Below are 24,900 nucleotides of genomic sequence, written 5' to 3' on the forward strand. Positions count from 1 at the left end.
CGAGCCTTGTGGGTCTCGACTGTTTTAATGCTGACGGCTAATTTTTCACTAATCTCCTTATTGGTATGCCCTAAGGCGACTAACTTTAAAACCTCTGTTTCGCGACCTGTCAAATTAATCGTTTTTTTGGATTCTTCTCTGGTTTCCGGCTGGAAGATGGACTGAATAAGCATGCTCGCCATCGCCGGATGAAGAAATATTTCTTTTCGGGCCACCGCACGCACTGCCTCTAACAGTTCAGAATCTGCAGCTTTTTTCAAAACATATCCACTGGCACCTGCCTGCATTGCTTGCTGAAGATACTCTTCTGCCTCGTGCATGGTCAGCATGAGAATCCCTACGTCCGGGGTTAATTGTTTCATCCGGGCAATGGCCTCAATTCCATTCATCCCTGGCATGGATATGTCTAAAATGACCACATCAGGTTGGTGTAATTGTACCTTTTTCCAGGGCATCCTCTCCGCACACTGCTTCTCCAACAACCACCATATCTTCCTGAGAATTAAAAAACATTCTTAACCCCGTACGCAAGATCGTATGGTCATCGACCAGAAACACTCGTGTCTTATCGCTCATGCTTTCCCCCCCTTTCTAGTGGCAACCTGACATAAAGCGTAGTCCCCCGACCCGGTTCGGATTCAATCTCGAATGTTCCACCAAATAGCGCTGACCGTTCTTGCATACCGGCAAGTCCTAGATTTTGACGTCCCAGGGTTCTTTCCCTCAAAACCCGCTCTACGTTAAATCCTACTCCATCATCTTCAATAATCAGATTCACACTCTCAGGGCGAATCTCTAAAACGATACTGACGTTACGAGCCTTGGCGTATTTTGCTACATTCGTCAGTGCTTCTTGTACAATTCGGTACAGAGTCGTCTCTACTTCACTCGGCAAGCGTTCCACCATTTGATTATGGACCTCAAGATCTACCACCATGATCTCCTGTTGGCGTTTGTATTCGGCGACATAACGTTCCAGAGCCGCGACCAAGCCCATATCGTCTAATACTGTTGGGCGCAGTTCAACCGCTAGGCGATGCACATCTTCTAACGTCATGTAGGCAACTCTTCTCAAATCTTCCGCCATGCCTCTGGTTTGTTCCAAGTCATTTCCTTGACTTAGAAGTTTCAGCCCAATGATCAAGGACGTCAAACTTTGACCCGCCTCGTCATGAAGTTCGCGAGAAATTCGCTTTCTCTCCTCTTCCTGCGCAGAAATCACTTTATTCAGTAATTGTTGGCGAATTTGTTCTTTGTCCATTAACTCTGCCAATAAAGCTTCTCGCTCTTGAGTATACCGTTCCAAGCTCTCCGCCATTCCATTAAACGAACCACCGAGCTGTCCGATCTCATCCTGCCCACCAATGCTCACTCGTTGGCTTAAATCTCCTTCAGCCACGGCTATGCTAGCGTCGACCAAGCGTTTTATAGGTCGCGTCAAAAGATGAGACATAATAAAGGCACCGAACAAACCTAAGATAGTAATTCCAAGAGTTGTGACCATGAGCTTTATGGAGAGAGCATTAATGGTTCGAGTCATATTGGCTTCAGACATGCCGATACGCACCCATCCAGTATTTTCCTCAAGAGGTACTAAGACATCAAGAATAACACCCTCTTCGGAATCGACTTCTATCACATCCGCTCCGGTAGCGTCTTTCTCAAGCTGACGTAATTCCAGTAAGCCCATAGGAATCCCTTGTCCGAAGTTATGCGCAACTAATTGTCCCTTTTCATCTAAAATTAAAACGTAGCGAACATCTTTATTATGCATTGAAACTGCTTTTGTTTTCTCATACAGGCCGATCAAATCCCCCACGAGTATCAAATTCATGCTCTCGGAAGCGACTTCGTTCCCAATCGTGACCGCTCGTTTCCTTAGTTGATCGTCTAAAATTTCAGTCACATAAGACCGCATATCAATAATAACGGTTAAGCCTAATAAGCTTATAAATACTGCAACAATCCCCATAATTTTGACATTAAGGGGAACCGCCTCTTGGATTTTTTGGAGTGTTCGAGAAGGGAAATACTTAGTAATTCGTTTCATCGTTTTAATCATTTCAAGTCAAGCCTACTTCTTGTGCCATCGCCTGTATCTTTTCATAGATTCCTTGGTCTGGATGAACAAAACGATCAAAATGCAATAGTTCCATCGCCTTTCGCCCCTGTTCATCCATATGCATAGTCAGCAAAACATTCTTTAAAGTTGCTATTAGTTCCGGATTGGCTTTATGCGAGACAACAACAGGAGGGTTCCCCATCGCTTCTGATTGGTCAATCACTTTAATTTTCCCAATGATGCTTTCATCACGTGCCATCGTCAGGTCATAAATCAAACTATCAACGGCGGCTCCATCTACAATGCCTTCAGCCACCGCTCGAATCGACTTATCATGACTATACGTAAAAACCGTCTGCCCGAAAAAATTATCAGGTTGATATCCCTTTCTTTTCAACATTACTTGGGGGGCAATACGACCTGAAAACGATAAAGGGTCCATGTAAGCGAAGGATTTCCCCTTCAAATCTAAAAGCGAAGATGAACTAGACGATGAAGGAGCAATGATATAGGAACTATACGTAGTGGACCCGGCAATTTGCGGGGTAACCAGAATTTGTTTGATTTGATTTTTCTCGATATCCCCTATCAGTGCCCCGGAACAGATGAACCCTAATTGGACTTCTCCCGCTTCAATCAGACGATTTGTCTCAGTATAGTTTTGCCGCTGAACCATCTTGACCTTCATATTGACCCGCTCTCCGATGATATTCAGCAAATCCCCGTAGAGATTGACATTTTCCATCGGCGAGATAACCGAAGCTACTGCAATATTTAACACGGGCTTCCCTCCCAAGTCAGGGTCTTGTTCTGGAGGAACCTGTAGCTGAGAAAGCTGAATCTTAGGACGTTCCTGGTTGGTTTTCAAGTTCCAGAATCCCGAGGCAGCCGTTCCTAGAATTCCTAGCTGAACGACCCCTAAAGCACCCATCCAAATTACTTCTCGACGTGTAAAATCATTTTTGGACACTTTAACGACCCCCATTCAGCGATTGCTTAATATTAAAACTCTCCTATATTCTACCTTGTTTTACTGCACCGTGTCACGGAATAGATCTAATTTTCTTTAATCCATCTTTTGGATTTAGATTATCATTTATTCTAGCAAGCATTTTAGCTTGTTCCAAACAAGGTAAAATGAAGAAACTAGCACTTGCTTAAAGAAAAGCAAGTGCTAGTACAACCGAATCTAAAATCCTAAATAGAACATATAAAATGCTATGAGCAGAATTACGCTACCCATGACAATTCTCAAAACCTTGCTGAAGGCACCATATTTATTGTTTGATGTCATATTCTTTACAAAACCAATAGATGTGCCTGCTACAAGCACTAAGGCACTATGCCCTACTGAATAGAGCAATAACAGCACAATTCCCCAAAACAAGCTGCCTTTTTCTGCTACTATAGCAAGAAGTGTAATCAGTACCGGAGTTGCACAGGGAGATGAAAACACACCGCCTAGTATTCCCGCTATAAATGCTCCGATGTATCCTCTTCGGGTGTTCTTGGCAATGAGATAGGTTGACGGAATGAAATTGTATATCTCCCATGTTTGCAAGGCCATAAACACCATCAGCACACCTAGCAAAAGATACCACCATGAAGCTGATGTTCCCATTAATTTGCCGACAAGTGACGATACTGTCCCTAATATGGTAAAGGTGACTGCTGAGCCTGCCGAAAAGGTAAGCGAAAGCCAAAAGGCCTTTTTAGGGTCATTGTTTCCAGTGCCGCCTACATATCCTATGACAAGTGGAACGCTTGATAAGGAGCAAGGTGTTAGGGAAGTTAACACTCCCGCGAGCAAAGCAAGCAATGGAGCTACCCACATACTTTGCGAGATAAGTGTCGAAAGAATATCAAGCCATTGATTGATCATTCAACACCCATCTCCTTTAGTACAGCTCTAAGTTGTTCTTCTGTCATACCTCCTTGATGTGCAGTATAAACGTGTTTATTGGTATCCTTAGTGGAATACAACATCATTTGCATAGCTTCTGCATCTCTAGGCACAAAGGGATTGCCCTCTTTATCAAAGTAAAATTGGGTTGGGATTACCTGTACAGGATAATCATCAGCTGCATTTTTATTTTTCCAAACATCAACGAACTTCACAATGGCCTTGCCCTGCATCTCCTGATTAAGTTCCTTGAGTACAGGCGCCATTTCTTTACAAGGAATACAGGAATCTGCACCAAAATCAATCACAATAGGCAAACCATAGGATTTTAACTGTTCAAGGTCTATTGCAGTTGCTTCAAGAGCGAAGTCCCCAGTACTAGCAGCCATAGGCTTCTCCGGATTACTTTTTAGGATAAAAATCCCTACTATTACTACGATGATAAGAATAGGAGCTATGATTTTAATGACTGATTTAGGTTTTTTCTCTTTATTATTCACTAAGCTTCCTCCTCCATTTCATTTCCAAGTATTTGCTTCATCTTTTGTATGCTTTCGGAGTTTAGAGAATAGTGCATCCACTTACCTTCACGTCGAAACATTGTCCAATCCACAATCATTATATTTATATTAATATTTACCTATATTCTAATTTTATAATAATACATTGATGTTTGTCAATTTTTACTATGTGAAACCCACCCATCCCCAAAAGCAAGAGCCTTTCACAATGGCGAAAGACTCTTAGAAATTTACAATATTTATGGGGTGGGGATGCTATGCTTTTATCGGCACTCCCTTTTTGTCAAAATACTTCTTTCCGAAGTACAAACTAACATTAACTAAGGCGATCATGACAGGCACTTCGATGAGCGGGCCGATGACTGCTGCGAACGCTGCTCCAGAGTTAATTCCGAACACCGCGACAGCAACAGCAATGGCCAGTTCAAAGTTATTGCTCGCCGCCGTAAAAGCTAAGGTGACTGTTTGACCATAAGGAAGTCCTTGTCGCCAAGCCATATAGAAAGAGACTAAATACATAACTGTAAAGTAAATCAACAGAGGTATCGCAATTCTTACAACATCCAACGGTACAGTAACAATCGTCTGGCCTTTGAGCGAGAACATGATAATAATGGTGAAGAGCAAGGCAATTAACGCAAGTGGGCTAATTTTCGGGATAAATTTTTTCTCATACCACTCTTTTCCTTTCATAGGCAAAAGTATCAAGCGCGTAAGCATCCCCGCAAAAAAAGGAATTCCCAAATAAATAAGAACACTTTGGGCGATCTCCCAAATACTGATGTCAACTTTAATGCTCATTAGGCCGAGCCATCCAGGCAGGACGGTAAGAAAGATGTAGGCATAGATTGAATAGAAGATAACCTGAAAAACAGAATTCAGAGCAACCAACGCTGCCGCATACTCCGAGTCTCCTTTAGCCAGACTGTTCCAGAGAATAACCATGGCAATACAGCGGGCTAGCCCAATCATAATAAGTCCGGCCATATACTCAGGGTAATTATGCAAAAAAATTACTGCAAGAGCAAACATTAAAATAGGCCCGACAATCCAGTTTTGAATTAAAGATAAGGTCATGACTTTGCCATTTCTAAAGACACGTCCGATTTCCTCATATTTTACTTTTGCTAGAGGTGGATACATCATTACGATTAAGCCCACGGCAATCAGAATATTAGTCGTCCCCATCTGAAATTGGTTAATAAAATTAGAAGTACCCGGGAATACAAACCCGATTCCAACACCCACTGCCATTGCTAAAAAAATCCACAAAGTCAAATAGCGGTCCAGTGTTGATAACTTACGACTTACTGACAATTCGACACTCATGCTTTATCAACTCCTTATATTGTTATCTAATAGTTATACCCAGCCCCACTTTTAAGTTTTGCATCCTTGGACACGCGTCAGCCTTTCCTCGTCCTCTTGGACCTTGGGAAACATAGGCAAAAGTAAGCCTATAAGCGGATTTCCCATATTCAGTGAATAATAAGTCCATTGTCCTCCGCGACGTTCATTCACAAATCCCGTTTGTCTAAGACGCCTCATATGTTGGGACACTCCCGGTTGGCTTATTTCAAATACTTCTGTTAAATCACAGACACATAACTCTCGTCCCTGAAGTAATGATAAAATCCTCAACCGCGTTTTATCTCCTAATACCTTGAATTCTTCGGCCATTGCCTCAATACGCGGTGTAGTGCTCAAGAGCTTAACTCCTTTCTGTTAAACTATATCGTTTTATAGTAAGATATTCCTATATAATTATATTATTATATATTCTGTAAGATTTCAACTACGATTTTGTTATTTACATAAAAAAGGCCTTATCCCTATATGAATTTCACCTTACACAGAGACCGTTAATCGGTCTCTGTGTAAGGCGTCGAATTAAGTTCACAGAGAAAGCAACTTATCCCCTTTGATTTCATCGGCACTCCAAGCGATGACGGCAAAGTTTCCATCCGAATGTTTATCGACTTTGTTGATCCACTCAATCTCATTGCTTGCCTTGGCAGATAACAATTGATTCGTTGTACCTGTTTGATACAGTGAGGAATTAATTATCCACCATTTAGTCGCAATACCTGCACGTTTCAAATCCTCTTCGAGTCGCATTGCTTCATACACGGGCGTGGCTTCAGCAAGCGTAACAATGATGACCTCGGTTTCGTCAGCATTGCGGAGCCTAGGCAACAGATTTTTCACAGATTCGGGAATGTCACCTTGTGAACGCTGAATTTCCTTGTGATAGCTTTGCGTGGAATCAAGCAGCAAGAGTGTGTGACCTGTCGGGGCGGTGTCGATGACAACGACTTGATCTTCTGCCTTTTCCACAATCTGGGCAAAAGCTCTAAAGACAGCAATTTCCAGCGTACAAGGGGAGCGCAAATCTTCCTCGATATAGGCAATATCCTCCTCGGACATGGTTTCTCTCGCTTTGGAAAGCACTTCTTCTTGATATTTTTCTAGTTCAGCCTGCTCGTCAATATGACTCACGGTGATGTCACTGGTTTCGTCGATTACGAATTTAAGATGTGCCGCGGGATCAGTGGTGGTAAGGTGTACCTTTTTACCTCTCGCGGATAATCCCATCGCAATTGCCGCCGCAATGGTCGTCTTACCCACACCCCCTTTGCCCATGGTAAAGATGACCTTTTTATTGGTGTTGTACAGATCCTCAATGACATCTTTAAGGTGTGGGATTGCCTGAGCCTGTACCGTTTCATCACGGACGATATAATTATCCTTAGTCAGCAATGCTCTTACATTGTCCATACCTGTAATGTTATAGGCTCTGAGCGGTACAGTATAAGCGATAAGGGTTTGTAAACCCTGCGGCATTTCAGCAAGCGCTTTCTGCTGCTTTTGATAGAGGCTCTCAGAAATACTATCATCATACGAGGTTAGTACACCATTAATAACCATTACCTGATTGTTTACGCCTATCTCCGCAAGCTCTCTGGACGCTCTTTCTGCCTCCTTGAGGGGTGCTGCTTCGGGACGTGAAACCAGAATGAGGGTTGTCAATTTGCTATCGGCTAAGGTTTCCACAGCCTTTTTATAAATCTCTTTTTTGCTTTCCAATCCGGATAGCTGTCCCAAGCAAGATGCACCGTGGGTGCTTTCACTAATGAAGTTGCTCCATGCAGATGGAAGTTGTAGCATTCTGAGGGTATGACCTGTTGGAGCAGTATCAAAAATAACATGGTCGTATTCTATTTGCGTTTTTTCATCGGTTATAAAGTTGGAAAACTCATTAAATACAGCAATTTCGACCGTACATGAGCCAGAAAGCTGTTCCTCCATATTGTTTAGCACTGCATCGGGCAGTTTGCCACGGTAGGGAGCAATGACACTTTCCCTGTATTCCGCTGCCGCCTGGATGGGATCAAGATTAGCAACAACAAGATTCGGTACTTCTTTGATGGGAATACCCTTATTCGTCAACTCAGTGTTAAAAACGTCCTGCAAGTTTGACGCAGGATCAGTACTGATGAGAAGCACCTTTTTTCCACTGTCCGCAAGGGTGACCGCAGTAGCGCAAGCAGTTGAGGTTTTACCGACACCGCCTTTGCCTGTATAAAATAGATATTTTGTAAGCTTAATCTTCTGTGGATTGAAAATCTCCATACATATTACCCCCGTTTGTTATTATTGAATAATACAGGATTAGCAACTTCCGTCGGAACAACCACACCCTGAGTTTTTTGGAAGAATATTAAATCCCTTTTCTTGCTCACCCAAAAAGCTAATCGGGATATCGAGGAGCTTCACAAATTCCTCATTGGTAGGGTACCTACCGGTTATCAAAATTTCACCGTCTAAGACAGTAGCTGGTAATTCATCAACCCCTTTGGTTTTAAGAAGGTCATTCACCGCCTTATTAGTGACAAACTCCATAGGTGCATTTGTGAGGTTGAAACGGTCAACCTCAACACCATTTTTCTTGAGTGAATTAAGCACCGTAGAAATTCGAAGCAATTCAGTATCAACTCCAACACCGCATAGACCCGTGGAACAGCACATAGCGGATTCAAAAATCTGTATTTTTTTCATAAATAATCGCTCCTCATTTAAATTTTATAAAGACAACTATCTTCAGGTGGAGTCTTCAACTCCTTCTGAAGATAGTTGAGCTTAACCTCAACATTCATGTCGAAGATCTCTCTCGTTGCTATTATGCCATATCGTTGTAATTTCACTAAGCAGGTTTTTTGCTTCGTCACAACCCTCTTTGCTCAATGAATAGTACATCCATTTTCCATGACGGCGGCTACCAACAAGTCCCGAATCACATAAAATCTTCATGTGGTGCGATAAGGTGGATTGCGATATATTCAGATCTTCTAGGATTTCGCAGGCACACCTCTCTCTGCTTTGTAACATTTCAACGATCATCAACCGATTGGGATCGCTAAGTGCTTTAAATACTTTTGCGTTGGTTTCATATTTATTTTCCATATTATCACCTCAAATCTATTTTCATCGATATGTAATATTATAAGTATCATATCGATGTGTGTCAATATAATTAAGAATAGAATTTTACCAGCGCAATTGGAGCTTCTAAGTGCAATCGGTGATTGCCAAAGGTCTTGCTATGAGATAGGCACAACTTAAAAAACAGATGACCCTTGTAAAGCAAATTACAGGGGTCATCTTACGTTATATTCACCTGAGGGAGCTTTAGCTGTTAGGGCTTCTTTCCAGCGGTTGGGAGCACTTCCTGTCATGACAATGTTTCCCGTCCGTTACCATATTTCAGAGTTACCCCTTCCATGAAATGCCGCGGATAATCCCCTACCACATCATCCCATGCGACAGGCCAATCTCCGAAGGAATCTATGTGCAGCTTTTCGACTTCCCTTCAGCTTCTTGACCGATCATGGCCCATGATGGTAAAGAAGCATTGAAGAAATTCTTTGAATACTCACCGGTACTTTTCTCTTGGACGTTATGATGCCTAAGAAAGATGGTTTTGAAGTTTGCCAGGAGATCCGCGGTAGTTCAAATGTACCTATCATTATGATTACTGCCAAGGGTGATGATGGCGACCGTATCATGGGTCTGGACATCAGCGCAGATGACTACATCGTGAAACCCTTTAGCCCAACTGTATCATCTAACTCTTTCTGAGTCGCTCCTGATTCCTTTACAACTGCAATGCTGTATGAAGTTCAAGGCTTGCATCCGGCAGCGAGTGAAGCAGCCAGAGCGATTAGATATTTCAGTTTCCGGTCGAATCCATCTCGTATTCTAGAGTGTATTAAAGAATTCATCATACTTTTCTAACATTTATCACCCTGACCTTTCTTCAAAACTTCACGACTATCCCTATTGGCTTAGCTACCTCATCGTAAACGGTCTATAAGGCTTGCTCTTGGAATTTTTTCGGCATTACACCTTCAGACCGTTTAAAGACCTTGCTAAAATGCCCGGGATCATTATAGCCCAAATTCTTGGCTATCTTCGTTACATTGTCATTCGAGTGTCGCAGTAAACGCTTCGCTTCTTCCATGCGTGCTTTGGTCACACTCTCCATCACTGTAAACCCTACTTCTTTCTTGAAAATATGGCTTAAATAATAAGGGCTTAAATAAACATGCGCCGCTATTTCTTCTAAGCTTAATTGCCGATTGAAATTCTGCCAAATATAATTCAGAACTTCCGTGATGGTCTCTGTATTTTTCCCTCTTCTTTTGCGATAAATCTTAGTGCTATACTCCTCCGCCACCTGGCACATCAGGTAACATAGATCTTCTAGGGATTCACTCCGGCCTATTTGTTCCATATACTTTACATTTAAAGCTAAAACCTTTTCTTCTTCTATTTCATCTTCTGTTGCTGTACGTGATAAAAGGGCTATCAGTTCCAATATTTTAACCCTGAACATCTGCAGGCGGCCGCCGTAACGATCGATCATGTCTGCCAACATCTTATTCAACAGCTCCATCATGCCGCCCCGGTCCCCAATTTTCAATCGAATTAAAAATTCTTTTTCAATATTCAGGTCAGCCTTGCTTTGAGCTTCTTCTTTTTTGACCTCCTTCAAGGTCTGTTCTAACATCTTCCGCTTGAAAATTTCTGCTCCCAGTCTCGCCTGCTGTTCAGCCATCTCCCGCCGTTGTTCTGATGCCTCTATCCCCATCTTCATCAAATGGTTGGCCATCACAAATAATAAATACGCTGTGGCCTCCACCTTTTCCGCTGAAATAACCTGAAGTTCTTTGCCCTTTTGGACAAGAGTTTCGACATCTCTCACATTTTGATTCATCTCGGAGACTTCAATCCAGAAAAATTCTTCCGGTTCCCACATCAGCACTTGACCGGAGATAATTGCTCCGATATACTTTCCAGAAATAACCAAAGGAGCGGCCCAGACTATTAAACCGGCATGGCAGCGAAAAATATACGGTTCGCCAAACTTGGCCGCTTCCCGACCGGCCCGCATATAGGAACCCCGGCATTTTTCATAGCCTCCTGCTGTTCGCTTTACGGTCCGGCAAAAGGCGCATTCCTCCAGTACTCCTAGCGGTGCCAACAATTCTTCCCCCAGCGTATTCACAATCACGGACCGTAAACCTGTCGCTTTAGTTAAACTTTCCAGGATATGCCGCATCACATTATGGTCAAGAATTTCCAGAATTACTTTCTTACCAATACTGATAGTTAATAATTCCCAAACTCCTCCGCGCAGCGGTACATCTCAACAACATTAGCAATGGGTAATCCTTCCATCAGACCGCCACAACTGCCAAAGATAAATCCGCCTTCTGGAGCAGCTGATTGCATTGTCTTTTGTACAGTTGTGCAAATCTCGATAAGCCCTTCACTGGGAATTGTATTGGATAAATCTATATTCCCCATTAGACACAGATCACGTCCATAATTGCGCTTGACCAAGGCAATATCCATTCCAGCTGACGGTTGAAGTGAATGGAGTCCAGAAAATCCTGCTTCAATAATCATAGGAATCGCTTCTACGATCCTGCCATCAGAGTGGAAGAGGATCTTGATCCCCATCTTAGTAACCTCATCGGCAATTTTTCGCCACAAAGGAAACAAAAATCTGCGTATACCTTCAAGGGAAAGAAAAGTGCCCTCGTCAAACGCTATATCATCGGCCAGAATTATTCCGTGGGCACCTAATCGTTTCGCCTCTGTGGCCAATTCCAGCACTAACAATGTAACTCCTTCAATGAAGGGGGCTACCTTCGCGGGTTCAGTTACTATTAAGGACACAAAATCCATAAATCCTATCGTCGAGGCACCTAAACCAAACACACTGTCAATAACAACAAATACAAAAAAATCCGTATGCCCGCTCCACCAGGCGATATCCTTAAGTAGAAAATCTTTACGACTTGGGACTATCAACTCGGGGTTCTCAGAAAACCATGTCCCTAAAACTTCTCCTCCCACTTTACCGTTCACCCGGCTATAACCTGCTGTCCATCCTTTTGAAGCGCGTAATGAAGGCAGACTAAATCCTGACCAAGAATTTGTAGTGTATGAGCCCGGTCTTCTAAGGTAATAACGGATTTACCCAGCATCGATTTTATAAACCCATCAGTAATTACCAATTCACCTTTGGGAACCTTATCAGGTTGGGATAAATTAAGAGCTATTGAAACCCGCTCTTTCGGAAGCACAACAAAACTCCCCCTCGATTCTCATGATTTACAGCGTTATCTCCTGAGTACAATTCTTTCATTAAGTATTTCCAGAAATGACGGGCATTCCCAACCACCAATCCCCCTGTCAGTAATTACTCCTCAACCCCTCACTAATCATTTCTTATCTTGAACACTAATAATATTACCCACAGATGTTAGCAACTTCATTAATGAAATAGGTCTATATGAAAATAAACCTAGCGTGTTATATTTATTATTGAAAGTCTATGGCGTTCAGTTTTTTTAAAAAGGCTTTTCTTATCAACAAGGTTGTTGACAGCTATGAAGTTAATTCCACGTCTTACCTGTTCATTCCTTTCATCTCAACAAATATTTTCAATTTATTTCAAAATTAAAAGCTTTATTTTATAAACTTCTATTAATCTAATTGACTGCCAAATCTGGCTGAGTTCGAATATCGGAAGTTTATCAATTGTTCAAACTCATAACGTAACAGCACTTGCACTTGCCTAATAATGAAAAATAGATACTGGCATTTTTTAAATAGTTCTTTAAACCCCATTGCTTATGAAAATGTATCAGCTAACACACTTGATCTGAATATTTCTTCCAGTCATTAGCTTTACTCATCTTTCGCATATACTTCAACTCCCTAATATTATGAAAAGTTAAGAGTGACTTCGGCTTGTTTTCATTTTATTAACGTAGAATAATTCAGGTTAACTCCCATTTTATACTTTCCCCAGAATAAAAAAATGGCCCTACTTTAATAGTAGGAGCCATTGGCATTTATTAGTTAGTTACATTATCTTCAACTAGGGATTCTAGACCAATACTCATGAGTCCGAAAAACGGTTCCGTCGAATTAGCCCTTATAGTTTCAGCTAACGTCGTAATCCATTGCTGAAGGTGTTCACTTATGAACTCACTTCGATAGACCATCATTTCCTTAATATCTTCTTCCGCGCCATCGTATTGAACAAGCTCTAATATCCTTTGTGAGAGAAACCGCATAAACTCTAATTCTGTAGCGATATGATCATCAGGAATGGAATACAAAGATTTTACAACCAGACCCGCTCGAAGATAGTGTTGTCTGACATTAATAGTGGTTTCTTGCATGAGTAGACCACTTCCACTATAAACCGACTCATAAAGATTAACAGGCACGTGCCCCGGAGCAAAAAAGAGTCGTTCATACTCCTGCGTTAAACTATTGAGGTAATGATCAAGACCAGACTTCTGAACGTTCTCTATTAATTGCTGATGGAGCGGAGAATTCGTGTCACCCCAACTGCGCACAAGCTCAAGGGCAGATTTTAGCCACTCGGTGCTCGGTTTTTCTCGAAAGAACGTAGAAAAGAAATTATAGAAATTAATTTGAGCTTTCAAATCCTGGATTGACAAATCCATACAGAGTCCTCCTTTGAGCTAAGTTGAAACACGATCAACATCAAAAAGAATCATCTAGGGGCTGACGAATCAGCCCCTTTTCGTTTGGTATTAGATCTTTTTAATCTTGACGATCATATCCGCGTAAGTGGGCATTCCCATAAGCGGGCTTAAGCTATCTGGGTCTACTAACATATTATGGCTGGGTGTGTAATCCTTTTGTTTATAAGTCCCACCGAGTCCTGGACTGAAACGTCCACCAGTACCGAAGCCCATTTTCACTACTCCAGGTCGAATTCCTTCACTGACGAAAACCTTGCTTTTAACAGATCGCTTTAAGGGATTCTCAATTTCAATCATATCCCCAGTTTTTAGTCCCAGCTTTGCTGCATCTTGCGAATGCATGAGCAAGGTTCCAACACACCAGGTATTGGCTTTAAACTTTTTAACTTTAAGCTCAAATCCTTCTTTTTTCGCAGGGTTTGCATCTAGAATCTCATGCTCAAACGCATTGTTAAGCGGCATATAAATACCTTCGCTGGGGGTTTGGGCTAACCAAGGGATCATTTGGGTTCCGCTCATCGATTGATGCACCCGGCCTACAATGAGTTGAAAAGGATACTCTTCGGCATACTTTTTATATTTTGGGTTCGTATGGGGGTTCCAGGTGGTTTCGAACCAATAGAAGGTTGAGGGCAGACGATCCCAACCAATCTCCTTCATTCCTCTCGGTAGATCCAATCCAGCCTGGATCTTTTGATCGATAGCAGAGTACAAATTAAACTTAAACTCAATAAGCTTGGTTTTTGTATTCGGGAAGGCTTTGTTCGCTACATATTCCATACTCGTTGCATCAAACTTACGATAGCGGTACCAGCTCATCGGCCAAACAGCAACACCCTTGTTTTTCCTGAGCCACTCGACAGTAACCGCTTCTCCTTTAATTTCTTTCTTTTCATTGTCAATGGTTACTCGACCAGCCTCTAGCGAATCGGGAGTTCCGATCAGCTTGTAGCCTTCTGGAAGCTTCGGATAAGGAAGCGGTTGTCCGACATTATACTTGCCCGGAGAGGGTTTTAGCATTTCATTGACAAAGTCCTCTTGACTCTTGTATTTCTCCCAGAAGTCTTTAGCCTGAATATCCTTGTCTCCAAGCTCATAGAGCTTTTTGGCGATGAGATTCATAATTTCCGTCGGAGGTTTAGACTCGTGAAGTGGTTTAATCACTTCATCCCTTAAATAAATCATAGGATGGGGCGGATAGATGTCACTTAGGCTCATTCGTTCAGCGTAACTAGCCTCAGGTAGAATGACATCCGCATAAAGAGCACTTTCAAGATAGATGGTATCAATAGTCACCATAAGCTCGACCTTGTATTCACCGGAGGGATCTTTTGCTGTCAGTGCTTCTTGCCAACGATAAGGCGCGCTTCCTGTAACGACCGCATTTCCAGTACGCTGAAGAAAAGCTTTGATTGGATATTTATGCCCTTTGAAAGCTCCGTATTTTAACGCAACTCCTTCCATAAAAAGCTTTGGAAAGTCCCCAACGACATCATCCCAGGCAACAGGCCAGTCACCATAAAGATCCATGTGGAGTTGTTCAACTTCGCCCTCCACCTCTATACCATTCACTGTGCGCTTAATTTTCTTCTTTTTAAAGTCTTTACCTGTTGCACTTCCGCCCTTATCCGATTTGGTGATTTCAGTGTCGATAGCGCCTCCAGGCACATCGAAATTTCCAGTAATCACATTAAGCGTAGTCATCAAGATTGAGGCCACATAGCCGTTGTAATGATGTCCCGGACTTTGCATACCGCAAACTAGGGCAGCCGGTTTCGTACTCCCATACATATGACTAAGCTCTATAATTTGCTCCTTCTCTATCCCAGTTCGTGCCGCAGTCCATTCGAGGCTGAAATAAGGCAGGTTTGTCATAGGATCAATTTTGGTCCACCAAGATTTAAAGGCTTCTAAATACTCGTCCCAACCCTCACTATACTTTTTGAAGTCCCAGTCAATGTAACGGCGGTCAATACTATTGGGGTTATCGTTTTCCAAGATATAACGTAACATCCCTGCAAAAAGTTCACCATCTGTTCCCGGACGAATCGGCAACCAAAGATCGGCTTGAGACCCGGTATTTGTTAAAGCTGGGTCAACTACAACGATTTTACACCCATTGTCCACTTTTGCTGCGAGTGTTCCCCGACTTTCATAGTTAATCCGAGTCGCCACAAAGGGGTTCCAGCCTACATAGATTATCAACTTGTTTTTGTAAGTCATTTCCTTTTTTAGGCTTCCGTCAGGCTGGCGTACATGAACAGGACGCATGACATCTGGCTCAATTCGTTTTCCTCCAAGCATCAGCTTGGGTCCATGGCGACGTGGAGTATCACAGATGGCACCATGTTCTACAACATTGGGTGTTCCAAAGGCAAAGAATAGGCGCCAATACTGATCACGGTCTGTTACATCCCCGGCATCCATAATGACACTTTCCGCACCATGCTCTTTTTTAATCTTGGTTAATTTTTGAGCAATATAGTCAATAGCCTCATCCCAAGTGGCTTTGCGGAACTTACCTTCTCCCCTTTCTCCTTCACGGATCATCGGGTACTTAATGCGATCAGGAGAGTATACCAATTGAATTCCAGAAGCACCCTTTGCACAACATGTGCCGTCATTGAACGGTACCGCCTTATTACCATATATCTTGGTTAGACGACCATCCTTTACCCACATTTCAAGGCCACATTCACTCGGACACATTACGTCCGCAGTATATTTAATGTCTACACCTTGGTTTTTTAGACTTTCTAGTTCATCTGCATTGACTGTGCGTAGTTGGAAGAGCCCAGCAGTACCTAAAGTCGCTGCCGCAGCCCCTGCGCCAGTCCATTTTAAGAACGAACGTCTGTTCATCATACCTTTAACCTCCTTCATTTTAGTTCCACAAGCCTGCCGCTTGGATTCCAACTCCAACGATGCTAAAGCGTAGCAAGAGCCCTCCAAGTATTACAAGTAAAGCACCAATCATTAACACAGGTTTTTTGTTGAGTGAGGGTTTATTTAAGAGGACTAATGGAACCAGAATCCCGAGGAAAATATCTCCAATCAAATACACAGGATCTTTCCATAAAAGTTCTAACGCTTTTTGTCCTTGTAAGCTCGTAGCACCGAGTGTAATCCACTGAGAGATAGCAAAGAAAATTTCTAAGGCTAATGCACCTTGGATAATTCTCACTAAAGTCCGAACTGTCTTCTCTTCCGGCTTCTTGTTCAAATACACGATAAGAACTAGCGCTGCACCGGTGACAACAGCTGAAGTCAGGAAATATCCGGGTAATAGAGCACTGTTCCACAAGACCTTTCCTTTAACGACTCCAAGCAGGAAAGCCGTGTATAGATCAGCAAGTAAAGCCAAACTTAACGTTAGGATAGATAAACCTCGGAGCCCCAGCCCAAAAGTGCCTTGGCTTGTGCTTGCGCTCTCTTGAACTCCTTTGAGAATTGGAATTGATATTCCTTGACTCAATCCTAAACGGGCAATATACCACAGCAAACAGAGCGGATAAAGGATGATAAGCCAAGTCCCCCAAGAAATTACCGAAGTAGGATTAAAATTAACCAGGAGATGCCAAAACCTTAAAGGTTGATGCAGGTCAGCTAGCAATAAAAAAGGTACAGGGATAAATGTCAATAAACTTGTGATTGCGGCAGGAAAAGCAAGAGTTTTAAACCGTTCCGATCGAAAAACTGTGTAAACTGCCGATATACACAAAGCGCCGACACTTAACCCTTTGAAGAATATATACAAGGGAACCAAATAATTCCACGGACTTGCATTCACAACTACATATACATCTTGTGTGTTCACCCTTATTTACCCCCTTTATTAGGCAGTTTGTTAATCTCTGCATCAACATAGAAGACATTCGGGTTAGTACCTAAGTCTGGACGGAGGGTTTGTACCCCATTTTTAGTAATATACTGAGAGATTTCACTCAGTGGATCATTGAGATCTCCAAATATGCGCGCCTTTCCCATACAGTTATGGACACAGGCCGGTTCTAATCCCATCGAAACTCGGTGTACACAAAACGTACATTTATCAGCAACTTTTAACCCCTCATGCAAATAACGAGCGGAATAAGGGCATGCTACTATACAGTATCCGCACCCAATACATCTTTTCTGATCCACCAGCACAACTCCATCGGCATTGATGTAGCTGGCTTTAACAGGACAGACCGTAACACAAGGCGCATTCTCACAATGGTTACATAGTTTTGGAATAAAATTGCGTTTGACCCTCGGAAACACTCCACGTTCCGTCATGTCAACCCAAGATCGGAATCCATCATAAGTGACTCCATTTTCCATTTTGCAACTAATGGTACAAGACATGCAGCCAACACACTTCCGTGTGTCAATAACCATACCATAGCGCTTTTTCTCTGTTGGCATCTTGGCATCTCCTCCTTAAGAAAATACTTTGTTTCACATATAAGTATATGAAAAAGGAATCCCCTCGTATATTAAGGAGATTCCTAGTCTTCTTCCCTCAAATCCCTAGTACAGTAGCTAGGGTTTTCCCTAGTTACTATCTACACCAGCCCCTGTTTGATAGCATAAGCTACCAACTCCGATTTATTCTTAAGTCCTAGCTTTTGGGTTAAACGAGCACGATGAAATTCAACCGTTTTGGGACTGATATTTAATAGCTCGCCGATGACCTTCATCGTTTTACCCCGGGCTGTTAGAATGAGAACTTCAGTTTCACGATCAGTCAAAGATTCTTCACGTTGTTCCCCGGTCTGCCATGCATCCATTAACACTTGGGTAACTGTTGCATCTAGATATTTACGTCCGCTATGAACCGCTCTAATAGCGGCGACTAATTCGTCGGCTGCAGCGCTCTTCAGGAGATATCCAGCGACACCTACCTTGGTGGCCCGAAGGATATATTCCCGGTTTTCATGCTGAGTCACCATTAAGAGTTTAGCGTTGGGCAATCGATCTAGTACACTACGAGCCACAGAAATGCCATCAAGGCCAGGCATGGAAATATCAAGGACGACTACATCTGGTTTACATTTAAGTATTAATTCTAAGGCTAGATTCCCATCACTAGCCTCTCCTACGACCAGCATATCCGACTCAATTTGTAATAACATGGTTACTCCGGCCCTAAAGAGGGTATGATCATCCACCAGCATTACCTTAATTTTTTCCATAGTGGTTATCCTCCCTTTTCAGTGGAATAACGGCTTCCACGGTAGTGCCGTGCTTAACATCAGAATGAATTTCCACACGTCCACCGATTAAAGATGCCCTCTCCATCATGCCAACTAATCCTAAGGGTTTCTTTCCTTGCTCTAATTCAAACATATTTTCGTCCCAAATGAACCCTTTTCCATTATCTTGTATTTTTAGTATTGCTTTAGTCTCTTCAACTTTGAATTCAATAAAAAGGTGGGTCGCTTGCGAGTATTTTGCGGCGTTGGTAATCGCCTCTTGCCCAATACGATACAAGGTCGTTTCCACTTGGGGATCGATTCTTTCCTTGGACCAGTTTCCCTGAACGTCGACTTCGAGCGGTTCTTTCCAATCTCGACTTTCAGCGAGCCATCTTAAGGCTGGAATAAGCCCTAAATCATCCAACAAGGTTGGACGTAAATGAAAGACGATGTTATGCAGTTCTCTCATAATCCGCACCGCTTCATCCTTGGATTCCTCTAATAAAGCTTCTGCTTTGCGGGTATCTTTGTGAATCCAACCCATTGAGACTTTCAAACGCATGGCTAAAGCAGCTAGGGATTGACTTGTTTCATCATGTAATTCACGGGCAATTCGCTTACGTTCATCTTCTTGAGCTACGATAACTTTTTCCAACAATTGTCTAACTCTTTCTTCCCGAACTTTTAGCTCACGCCAAAGATTCACATTTTCAATCACTGTTCCCAGCTGACCACCGATCGTTTGTAAGGTGGCAAGATCAGCCGGAATTAGCTCTTGATCACTTAGAAGATGCATTGCTCCCAAAACTCGATCATTAACGTAAATGGGTACTCCGGTAACTTGAAAGGACTTATTATTTATTTCCAAAGATTCTTTAGATAAACACTGTCCTTTCTCAATATTTAAAAGATCACAGTCACAGAATTTGCATTCCTGACATGGAATCTCCCTTTCATCGATTCTAACCCCAATAATCGATCGACTTTCTTTTCCTTCTCCTAAGCGTAGATTTATCCAGCCAGCGTTTAGATCAAGGTTTTCAATAACCTGAATTAGAGCATCCCGAAGAACAACATTGACATCTCTCTCCAAACGAACGGTTTCAGCAACGCGGTTGAGTGCAGATAACTCTCGATTTTTAATTCGTTGCTCTTCCTCTGAAAGCTTTAGTTTAGACATACTATCGTCTAATACGACAAGCATCCGATTAAAGCTCTGAGCGAGTTCTCCAACTTCATCCTTTGATGTAATATCGACTCGATGATCCAATTCCCCATATGTAATTTTCCGTGTGATTTTAGTTAATTTTTCAATTGGAGAAGAGAGATACTTCCCTAAAGCTCCCGCTGCTAGGCTCCCTAATGTGACTCCCAATAAAGTTATGAGGACAATCGTTCCAAAAACACGTTCTAATGTTGCCTGTATGTAATCTTCTTTAAACCCTATATGCAATTCACTCTCTAAACCCTCGATAAGGAAGACTCCTACATCCTGTACCCTTCCCTCATTCGACATAAAAGACTCTAACGAATAAGGTTCACCTGGTGTAAGACGATTTAACTCAACTAATTCATTGGAGATGGTCTTTTTTAAAGTATGCAACACATTTCCATCTGGCAGAATCAAATAAGCATACACCAGTTGGCGGTCTTCACTTAACCCTTCTAGTGTTCTTTGAACGGTCAAATAGTTCCCACTTAAAGCGGGGTTAGCAAGGTTGCTCGCCACAACCTTAGCCAATGAGACTTCTTTATCTTGAACGGATTCTCGTAACGCATCGGCAATCACATAGTTGATTATTAGCACGGTTAATAAGCCGAATACTGTGATGATCATCACCATGACCCATGAAATCTTTTTTCCCAGTTTCATTCTGTTCCTCCACTAAACAGGCCTAGGCGAACTGCCCAATTGCGAGCTTTTTTAAAATCTTGGTCCGTCGAAGCGACAAATCCCAGCGGCATTTCCGTCTGTTCCCAATGATAAAGGATTTCCTTATCCTTGCCCCGAGGTTCAAAGGCTAATAATGCTTGTTGAATATTCTTCACGATGTCCGGCGGAAGAGATGATGATACCGAGATCGTACTGCTCGGAAATTCCTCGGATTCAGCTAGAATCCGTACTAAGCCTTTGTTCGCTAACTCTCTCCCTAACGTATCTTGTATCCCGCCCGCTGAATATCGACCGCTAATCACTGCATTTGCCGTATCGAAATGCGAACCTGCAAACGTATATCCAGCTAAATCAGTAAGATTGACACCCTCTTGATAAAGCATAATGCGGGGAATTAAATGACCTTGAGTTGATGTATCTGAACCAAAAGCGAAGGTCTTCCCTTTTAAACCTTGAATAGATTTTATATTGCTGTTTGCTGAAGTAATGATTAACGCACGATACTCCGCCTTATCTTGTTCCGTGATTCCACGGGCAATGACACGAACACCATATTTTTGATGGGCTTGTAAATAACTCAGTGTCCCAATGGCTGCTACATCAACTCTTCCATTTCCGAGTTCTTCAATCAGATTTTCATTCGATGCCATGGGCCGTAACTTAAACTGATAACCTGTCGTTCTTTCGAGATACTTTAAGAAGGGAGCATACATTTTTACATCTTCAGCCGGGTCCATTCTTCGATCATAGCTAAAAGTATAGACCGTTTTAGTTTCATCCATTTTGGCAATTACCGCACCTGATCCCTCTTGAGTTAAAGAAACTACATTATCCTTGGTTAAATTGCCACATCCTAGTGTAAAAAACGACATAGAAAGTAGACAAAATACTATAGAAAGGATTCTATTCACATTAATCCGCTCCTATCGAAGTGTTCAGTAATTTGTGATGAATGCTGCACGTAGTTTGTTCTTCAAACTTTAGTTAAAATCCTTCTCTGTTACACTTAAAAAACAAAGGACCTCCTAAATAATGCCATATGATTGATATATAACATCTTAAGTCAGTCCTATTATCTGTTATTTTACTTAAAAAATGCTTATCAGTTACTCCTTCATAGGCAGTTCATGTACTTTTGATGCATTCACTAAAAATGACTAGAAAACCAGCCTTTATATTACTCTCAATCTTTAGAAGTACAAAAGATCTTATTAACATACGAAATGGCATGAGGATTGATAACAATCCAACATGCCACTTTTTTGCCTTGGCAACTTCCCTACATAAAAGCCACCCTGGAACTCTTCCTAACCTCGTCATATATCTTGCTATTGTTGATTCCACCATAAAAACGGACAACACCGTTGACCGCCACCAGCGGTAAAGCAAAGCCGTTCTTAAACATTGTATGAGGCGTATCATAGCCCTTTAAATCATCCTCAAAAACATCGATAAACTGCAATCGTACGTCAGCCGCCAGATCACTTTCCTGGCAAAACCGGACCAAATCCTCAAACATTTCCCCCATGGTTTTTTCAGTTTCAGAACCACAGGCTCCACCGCAACTACACGAATTGGCTGGGGCTTCTTCACGGATTCCGAACACTTCTACCTGAACCATAAATTATTCCTCCCCACGTAAGAATCTACATTTTATTATGATTATATTATCATATTTCCCCCTTAAAAAATGAACAGGGTACTTCTTCTTTCTTATATCAACTTTTCTTGATGATAGAGGAAACAACTTAAAGCACGCTTGATGCAAAAGAGATAAAATAACGCTAATAAACTCTTGACACCGTATCTAACTACAGACTTTATACTAGACATGGGAGGTGAGCAAATGAAAGGACTGACTATAAGTGAATTAGCTAAAAACGCTGGAGTAAATATCGAGACGATTAGGTATTACGAAAGATTAGGTTTGATTTCGAAACCGCCACGAACAGAATCTGGGTATCGAGCCTTTCCACCTGAGGTGACTCAGCGGATCAAATTCATAAAACGCTCTCAGGATTTAGGTTTCACTCTTTCCGAAATTCACAAACTGCTTAGTATGACTGACAGCGAAAGTTTTGATTGTCGGGAAGTACGGCAATTCGCCTCTCAAAAGCTAACGGAAGTAGAGCAAAAAATCCGTAACCTACAAAGCATTAAAAGTATCCTACAAGATTTATCGAGTAGATGCCCTGGCCAAGGGGCAATTCAAAGTTGTCCTATAGTAGAAAGATTGTCGGAAGGAGGTGACTTAAAATGGTTGACAAGAGAATAGTGGAAATATTTTCTGCTGGGTGCTATATCTGTGATAATGCCGTAAAAGAAATCAAGGCTCTTGCTTGTCCTAATTGCGAAGTAAAAGTTTACGACTTAAACAAAAGATGCGATACTAACGAATGTGTGGAAAAAGCCAATCAGTACGGTGTCAAATCCGTTCCTGCTGTTGCTATCAATGGAAAGTTAGTGGATTGCTGTAACAAAAGAGGCATTGACTTTGAAGCATTAAAGTGGGCTGGACTTGGGCAATAAGGAAACCATTCAGTTATTCAATAATCGGGCCGAGATTAATTTTCCGGCCCGATTAATAAGTTTACATCATTTAAAAACAACATTTATATGGGAAAGATACATTTATTGTAGTATAGAGTATGGAGTGTATTTAAATGACTGTCACCAGTTTAGAAGGGAACGCTGAAATCGGTTTTGGTCAAATTACACAATTTACATTCGCAGACCATTATTAATACTAATCTTCATTTTTCCCTTTCCTAATTCTTGCTCTACCAAAAGAAGATGTTGTATGGGAGGCAAGGGTTCACCATCCTCTATGATTTTTTCAATGTAATATAGGCAGTCGGTTTTCTCCTCTTGGGAATTGCTCAGGGTTTTGTACTTAAAACAGCTTACGAGATCATTGCTGTCTTCAATACCCAGACCACAGTTATGACATGTTTTCATATTCACACACCCTCCCACCATTTCCTACCCCAGTTATCAGCACTTCAATCTTGGCTTCGATTACCTAGTTAAGGCTACGGTTATCTAATTAGAGAGCCTCCTGCACTAGAAAAGTAGGCACAGGAGGTTTTTCTCAGTTATAACTCTGTTTCACTAAGCCATAGGACTACATCCTTTATAATAATGACTTGATTTTCTGATCGCCTATCGACCTTAATTAGACGCTCAATCATCCGGTCTTTCTGAAACGAGCATCCTTCAAGGCCTTTTCCAATATCTCTGATCAAGCCCTCTTCCATAGCATCAGAAAAAACTTGCACAGAATCAATGTGGCCATTTTTCAAACAAAACCCTAGTTCCACTTCTCCCCAACCAAATCGGCGACTAATAGAAATGTCAAATTTCGGAGTATTACCAAATCGCCATTCCCAAGAGGAATACTTTTGAACCAATGGTTCAATATTGAAGTCATTGCGGGCTACTGCTATCTCTTGGGCATCTCCCCCATAAACATCCATGAAACTCTCTTCCATACCTTTGATCACAGCGGCCAAGGTAACGGATTTACAAACTTCCGTTAGATTAATTACTCTAGACTGGACTGAATCAATCCCCTTGGAAATTATCTTTTCACGGGATACCTGCAAGTAACGACTAAGCTTCGTCAGGTCACTATTAATTAGGATAGTGCCGTGATGCAGAGCACTATCTTTATTAAAAAAATATGCATTACCGGAAAACTTCTTCTCCTCAATCACCAAATCATTGCGCCCAGAAAACTCGGCCTTTATGCCAAATTTTTTTACCGCCTGCAAAATTACGGTTAGTTGTTTCGATAGATCGTAATGCTTTTTATTCATAAGGAAGGTGAAATTCAGATTACCTAAATCATGGAAAACCGCCCCACCTCCGGATAAACGCCGGGCTAGTTTCCCGCCCTCTCGTTCCAAATCAAGATGCCGACACTCTTTCCAGGCATTCTGATTTCTGCCGATGACTACCGTGTTGTTATTCTGCCATAAATAAAGTAATACCTCATCCTCGGTTATTCGTTCCAGTAAATGTTCCTCTATAGCCAAATTCACCCACGGGTCGTGAGATAATGATTTGATGATGCGAGTTTGAATCTGAGAGATCATAATCCACGTTCTCTTTCTTTCTTAATTTTTACAAATTCCCGATCATTTCCTTGGATTCATCGGGTTCCACGACATGATCCCGTATCATGACAAAGCTCAAAAGCAACGTGATGATGAGAGCAATACCATTAATCAGGAAAAGGTTACT

26 protein-coding genes and 1 pseudogene are annotated in these 24,900 nt (G+C 41.9%); 3 read left to right on the forward strand and 24 right to left on the reverse strand.

What is annotated here, in order from left to right; translation table 11 throughout:
- The 11 genes from UF75_RS14885 to UF75_RS14930 form a co-directional block, all read right to left on the reverse strand.
- The coding region (locus UF75_RS14885; protein WP_156146465.1) for a response regulator transcription factor at window positions 1-455 on the reverse strand (455 nt) is incomplete at its 3' end.
- Entirely contained in the window at window positions 421-576 is a 156-nt protein-coding gene (locus UF75_RS28315; protein WP_156146463.1) for a response regulator, read from the reverse strand. The genes UF75_RS14885 and UF75_RS28315, both read right to left, overlap by 35 nt.
- Window positions 566-2,050: a HAMP domain-containing protein gene (locus UF75_RS14890; protein WP_045575408.1), complete on the reverse strand. Its 1,485-nt coding sequence runs from the start codon at window positions 2,048-2,050 to the stop codon at window positions 566-568. The genes UF75_RS28315 and UF75_RS14890 overlap by 11 nt, the downstream gene beginning before the upstream one ends.
- Window positions 2,051-2,063: 13 nt before the next feature.
- Window positions 2,064-3,032, reverse strand: a complete 969-nt coding sequence (gene phnD, locus UF75_RS14895) for a phosphate/phosphite/phosphonate ABC transporter substrate-binding protein (RefSeq protein WP_045575387.1) — start codon at window positions 3,030-3,032, stop codon at window positions 2,064-2,066.
- Window positions 3,033-3,251: 219 nt separating this feature from the next.
- A complete protein-coding gene (locus tag UF75_RS14900; protein ID WP_045575388.1) occupies window positions 3,252-3,944 on the reverse strand; it encodes a cytochrome c biogenesis protein CcdA in 693 nt (230 codons plus the stop codon).
- Window positions 3,941-4,465, reverse strand: a complete 525-nt coding sequence (locus UF75_RS14905; RefSeq protein WP_045575389.1) for a thioredoxin family protein — start codon at window positions 4,463-4,465, stop codon at window positions 3,941-3,943. Before UF75_RS14905 ends, UF75_RS14900 begins: the two co-directional genes overlap by 4 nt.
- A 276-nt stretch (window positions 4,466-4,741) precedes the next feature.
- On the reverse strand, window positions 4,742-5,815 hold the full coding sequence (gene arsB / locus UF75_RS14910) for an ACR3 family arsenite efflux transporter (protein ID WP_045575390.1): 1,074 nt from the start codon (window positions 5,813-5,815) through the stop codon (window positions 4,742-4,744).
- Between the two features lie 51 nt (window positions 5,816-5,866).
- On the reverse strand, window positions 5,867-6,193 hold the full coding sequence (locus UF75_RS14915) for a metalloregulator ArsR/SmtB family transcription factor (protein WP_045575391.1): 327 nt from the start codon (window positions 6,191-6,193) through the stop codon (window positions 5,867-5,869).
- A gap of 189 nt (window positions 6,194-6,382) precedes the next feature.
- A complete protein-coding gene (arsA, locus tag UF75_RS14920) occupies window positions 6,383-8,119 on the reverse strand; it encodes an arsenical pump-driving ATPase (protein WP_045575392.1) in 1,737 nt (578 codons plus the stop codon).
- A 39-nt stretch (window positions 8,120-8,158) separates the two neighbouring features.
- On the reverse strand, window positions 8,159-8,545 hold the full coding sequence (gene arsD / locus UF75_RS14925) for an arsenite efflux transporter metallochaperone ArsD (RefSeq protein ID WP_045575393.1): 387 nt from the start codon (window positions 8,543-8,545) through the stop codon (window positions 8,159-8,161).
- 87 nt (window positions 8,546-8,632) lie between these two features.
- Window positions 8,633-8,950, reverse strand: coding sequence for a metalloregulator ArsR/SmtB family transcription factor (locus UF75_RS14930; protein WP_045575394.1), 318 nt, complete (start codon window positions 8,948-8,950; stop codon window positions 8,633-8,635).
- Between the two features lie 418 nt (window positions 8,951-9,368).
- On the opposite strand from UF75_RS14930, the pseudogene UF75_RS27215 reads away from it, so the two are divergent.
- A pseudogene (locus tag UF75_RS27215) lies at window positions 9,369-9,601 on the forward strand (response regulator); the annotation flags it as partial.
- 253 nt (window positions 9,602-9,854) lie between these two features.
- On the opposite strand, the gene UF75_RS14935 reads toward UF75_RS27215, so the two are convergent.
- From UF75_RS14935 to UF75_RS14985, 11 genes are all read right to left on the reverse strand, one after another.
- A complete protein-coding gene (locus tag UF75_RS14935) occupies window positions 9,855-11,186 on the reverse strand; it encodes a PocR ligand-binding domain-containing protein (RefSeq protein WP_045575395.1) in 1,332 nt (443 codons plus the stop codon).
- Entirely contained in the window at window positions 11,159-11,923 is a 765-nt protein-coding gene (locus UF75_RS14940; protein ID WP_045575396.1) for a uroporphyrinogen decarboxylase family protein, read from the reverse strand. Before UF75_RS14940 ends, UF75_RS14935 begins: the two co-directional genes overlap by 28 nt.
- Entirely contained in the window at window positions 11,920-12,141 is a 222-nt protein-coding gene (locus tag UF75_RS14945; RefSeq protein ID WP_045575397.1) for a hypothetical protein, read from the reverse strand. Before UF75_RS14945 ends, UF75_RS14940 begins: the two co-directional genes overlap by 4 nt.
- A 777-nt stretch (window positions 12,142-12,918) precedes the next feature.
- Window positions 12,919-13,539, reverse strand: a complete 621-nt coding sequence (locus tag UF75_RS14950) for a molecular chaperone TorD family protein (protein ID WP_045575398.1) — start codon at window positions 13,537-13,539, stop codon at window positions 12,919-12,921.
- A 90-nt stretch (window positions 13,540-13,629) separates the two neighbouring features.
- Complete coding sequence (locus tag UF75_RS14955) at window positions 13,630-16,446, reverse strand: molybdopterin-dependent oxidoreductase (protein ID WP_242860247.1); 2,817 nt, start codon at window positions 16,444-16,446, stop codon at window positions 13,630-13,632.
- A gap of 19 nt (window positions 16,447-16,465) precedes the next feature.
- The gene (nrfD, locus tag UF75_RS14960; RefSeq protein WP_045575400.1) at window positions 16,466-17,398 is read right to left on the reverse strand and encodes an NrfD/PsrC family molybdoenzyme membrane anchor subunit; all 933 of its coding nucleotides are present in this window, start codon (window positions 17,396-17,398) and stop codon (window positions 16,466-16,468) included.
- 2 nt (window positions 17,399-17,400) lie between these two features.
- Window positions 17,401-17,988 (reverse strand): 4Fe-4S dicluster domain-containing protein, encoded by a 588-nt coding sequence (locus UF75_RS14965; protein WP_045575401.1) that lies wholly within the window; start codon window positions 17,986-17,988, stop codon window positions 17,401-17,403.
- A gap of 140 nt (window positions 17,989-18,128) precedes the next feature.
- The gene (locus UF75_RS14970) at window positions 18,129-18,758 is read right to left on the reverse strand and encodes a response regulator transcription factor (protein WP_045575402.1); all 630 of its coding nucleotides are present in this window, start codon (window positions 18,756-18,758) and stop codon (window positions 18,129-18,131) included.
- Entirely contained in the window at window positions 18,745-20,634 is a 1,890-nt protein-coding gene (locus UF75_RS26355; RefSeq protein WP_052693298.1) for a histidine kinase, read from the reverse strand. The genes UF75_RS14970 and UF75_RS26355 overlap by 14 nt, the downstream gene beginning before the upstream one ends.
- Window positions 20,631-21,527, reverse strand: coding sequence for a phosphate/phosphite/phosphonate ABC transporter substrate-binding protein (gene phnD / locus UF75_RS14980; RefSeq protein WP_207642482.1), 897 nt, complete (start codon window positions 21,525-21,527; stop codon window positions 20,631-20,633). Before phnD (UF75_RS14980) ends, UF75_RS26355 begins: the two co-directional genes overlap by 4 nt.
- A 407-nt stretch (window positions 21,528-21,934) precedes the next feature.
- Complete coding sequence (locus UF75_RS14985; RefSeq protein WP_197079412.1) at window positions 21,935-22,276, reverse strand: hypothetical protein; 342 nt, start codon at window positions 22,274-22,276, stop codon at window positions 21,935-21,937.
- Between the two features lie 225 nt (window positions 22,277-22,501).
- Between UF75_RS14985 and merR the strand changes: the two genes are divergently transcribed.
- Both merR and UF75_RS14995 read left to right on the forward strand, forming a co-directional pair.
- A complete protein-coding gene (merR, locus tag UF75_RS14990) occupies window positions 22,502-22,930 on the forward strand; it encodes an Hg(II)-responsive transcriptional regulator (RefSeq protein WP_045575404.1) in 429 nt (142 codons plus the stop codon).
- Window positions 22,912-23,184: a thioredoxin family protein gene (locus UF75_RS14995; protein WP_045575405.1), complete on the forward strand. Its 273-nt coding sequence runs from the start codon at window positions 22,912-22,914 to the stop codon at window positions 23,182-23,184. The genes merR and UF75_RS14995 overlap by 19 nt, the downstream gene beginning before the upstream one ends.
- 192 nt (window positions 23,185-23,376) lie before the next feature.
- On the opposite strand, the gene UF75_RS15000 is transcribed toward UF75_RS14995, so the two are convergent.
- Both UF75_RS15000 and UF75_RS15005 read right to left on the reverse strand, forming a co-directional pair.
- Window positions 23,377-23,613, reverse strand: a complete 237-nt coding sequence (locus tag UF75_RS15000) for a hypothetical protein (protein WP_045575406.1) — start codon at window positions 23,611-23,613, stop codon at window positions 23,377-23,379.
- Window positions 23,614-23,750: 137 nt separating this feature from the next.
- On the reverse strand, window positions 23,751-24,752 hold the full coding sequence (locus UF75_RS15005) for a lipoate--protein ligase (protein WP_045575407.1): 1,002 nt from the start codon (window positions 24,750-24,752) through the stop codon (window positions 23,751-23,753).
- Window positions 24,753-24,900 lie beyond the last annotated feature (148 nt).

Source organism: Desulfosporosinus sp. I2, assembly GCF_000960765.1.
Classification (GTDB): Bacteria; Bacillota; Desulfitobacteriia; order Desulfitobacteriales; family Desulfitobacteriaceae; genus Desulfosporosinus.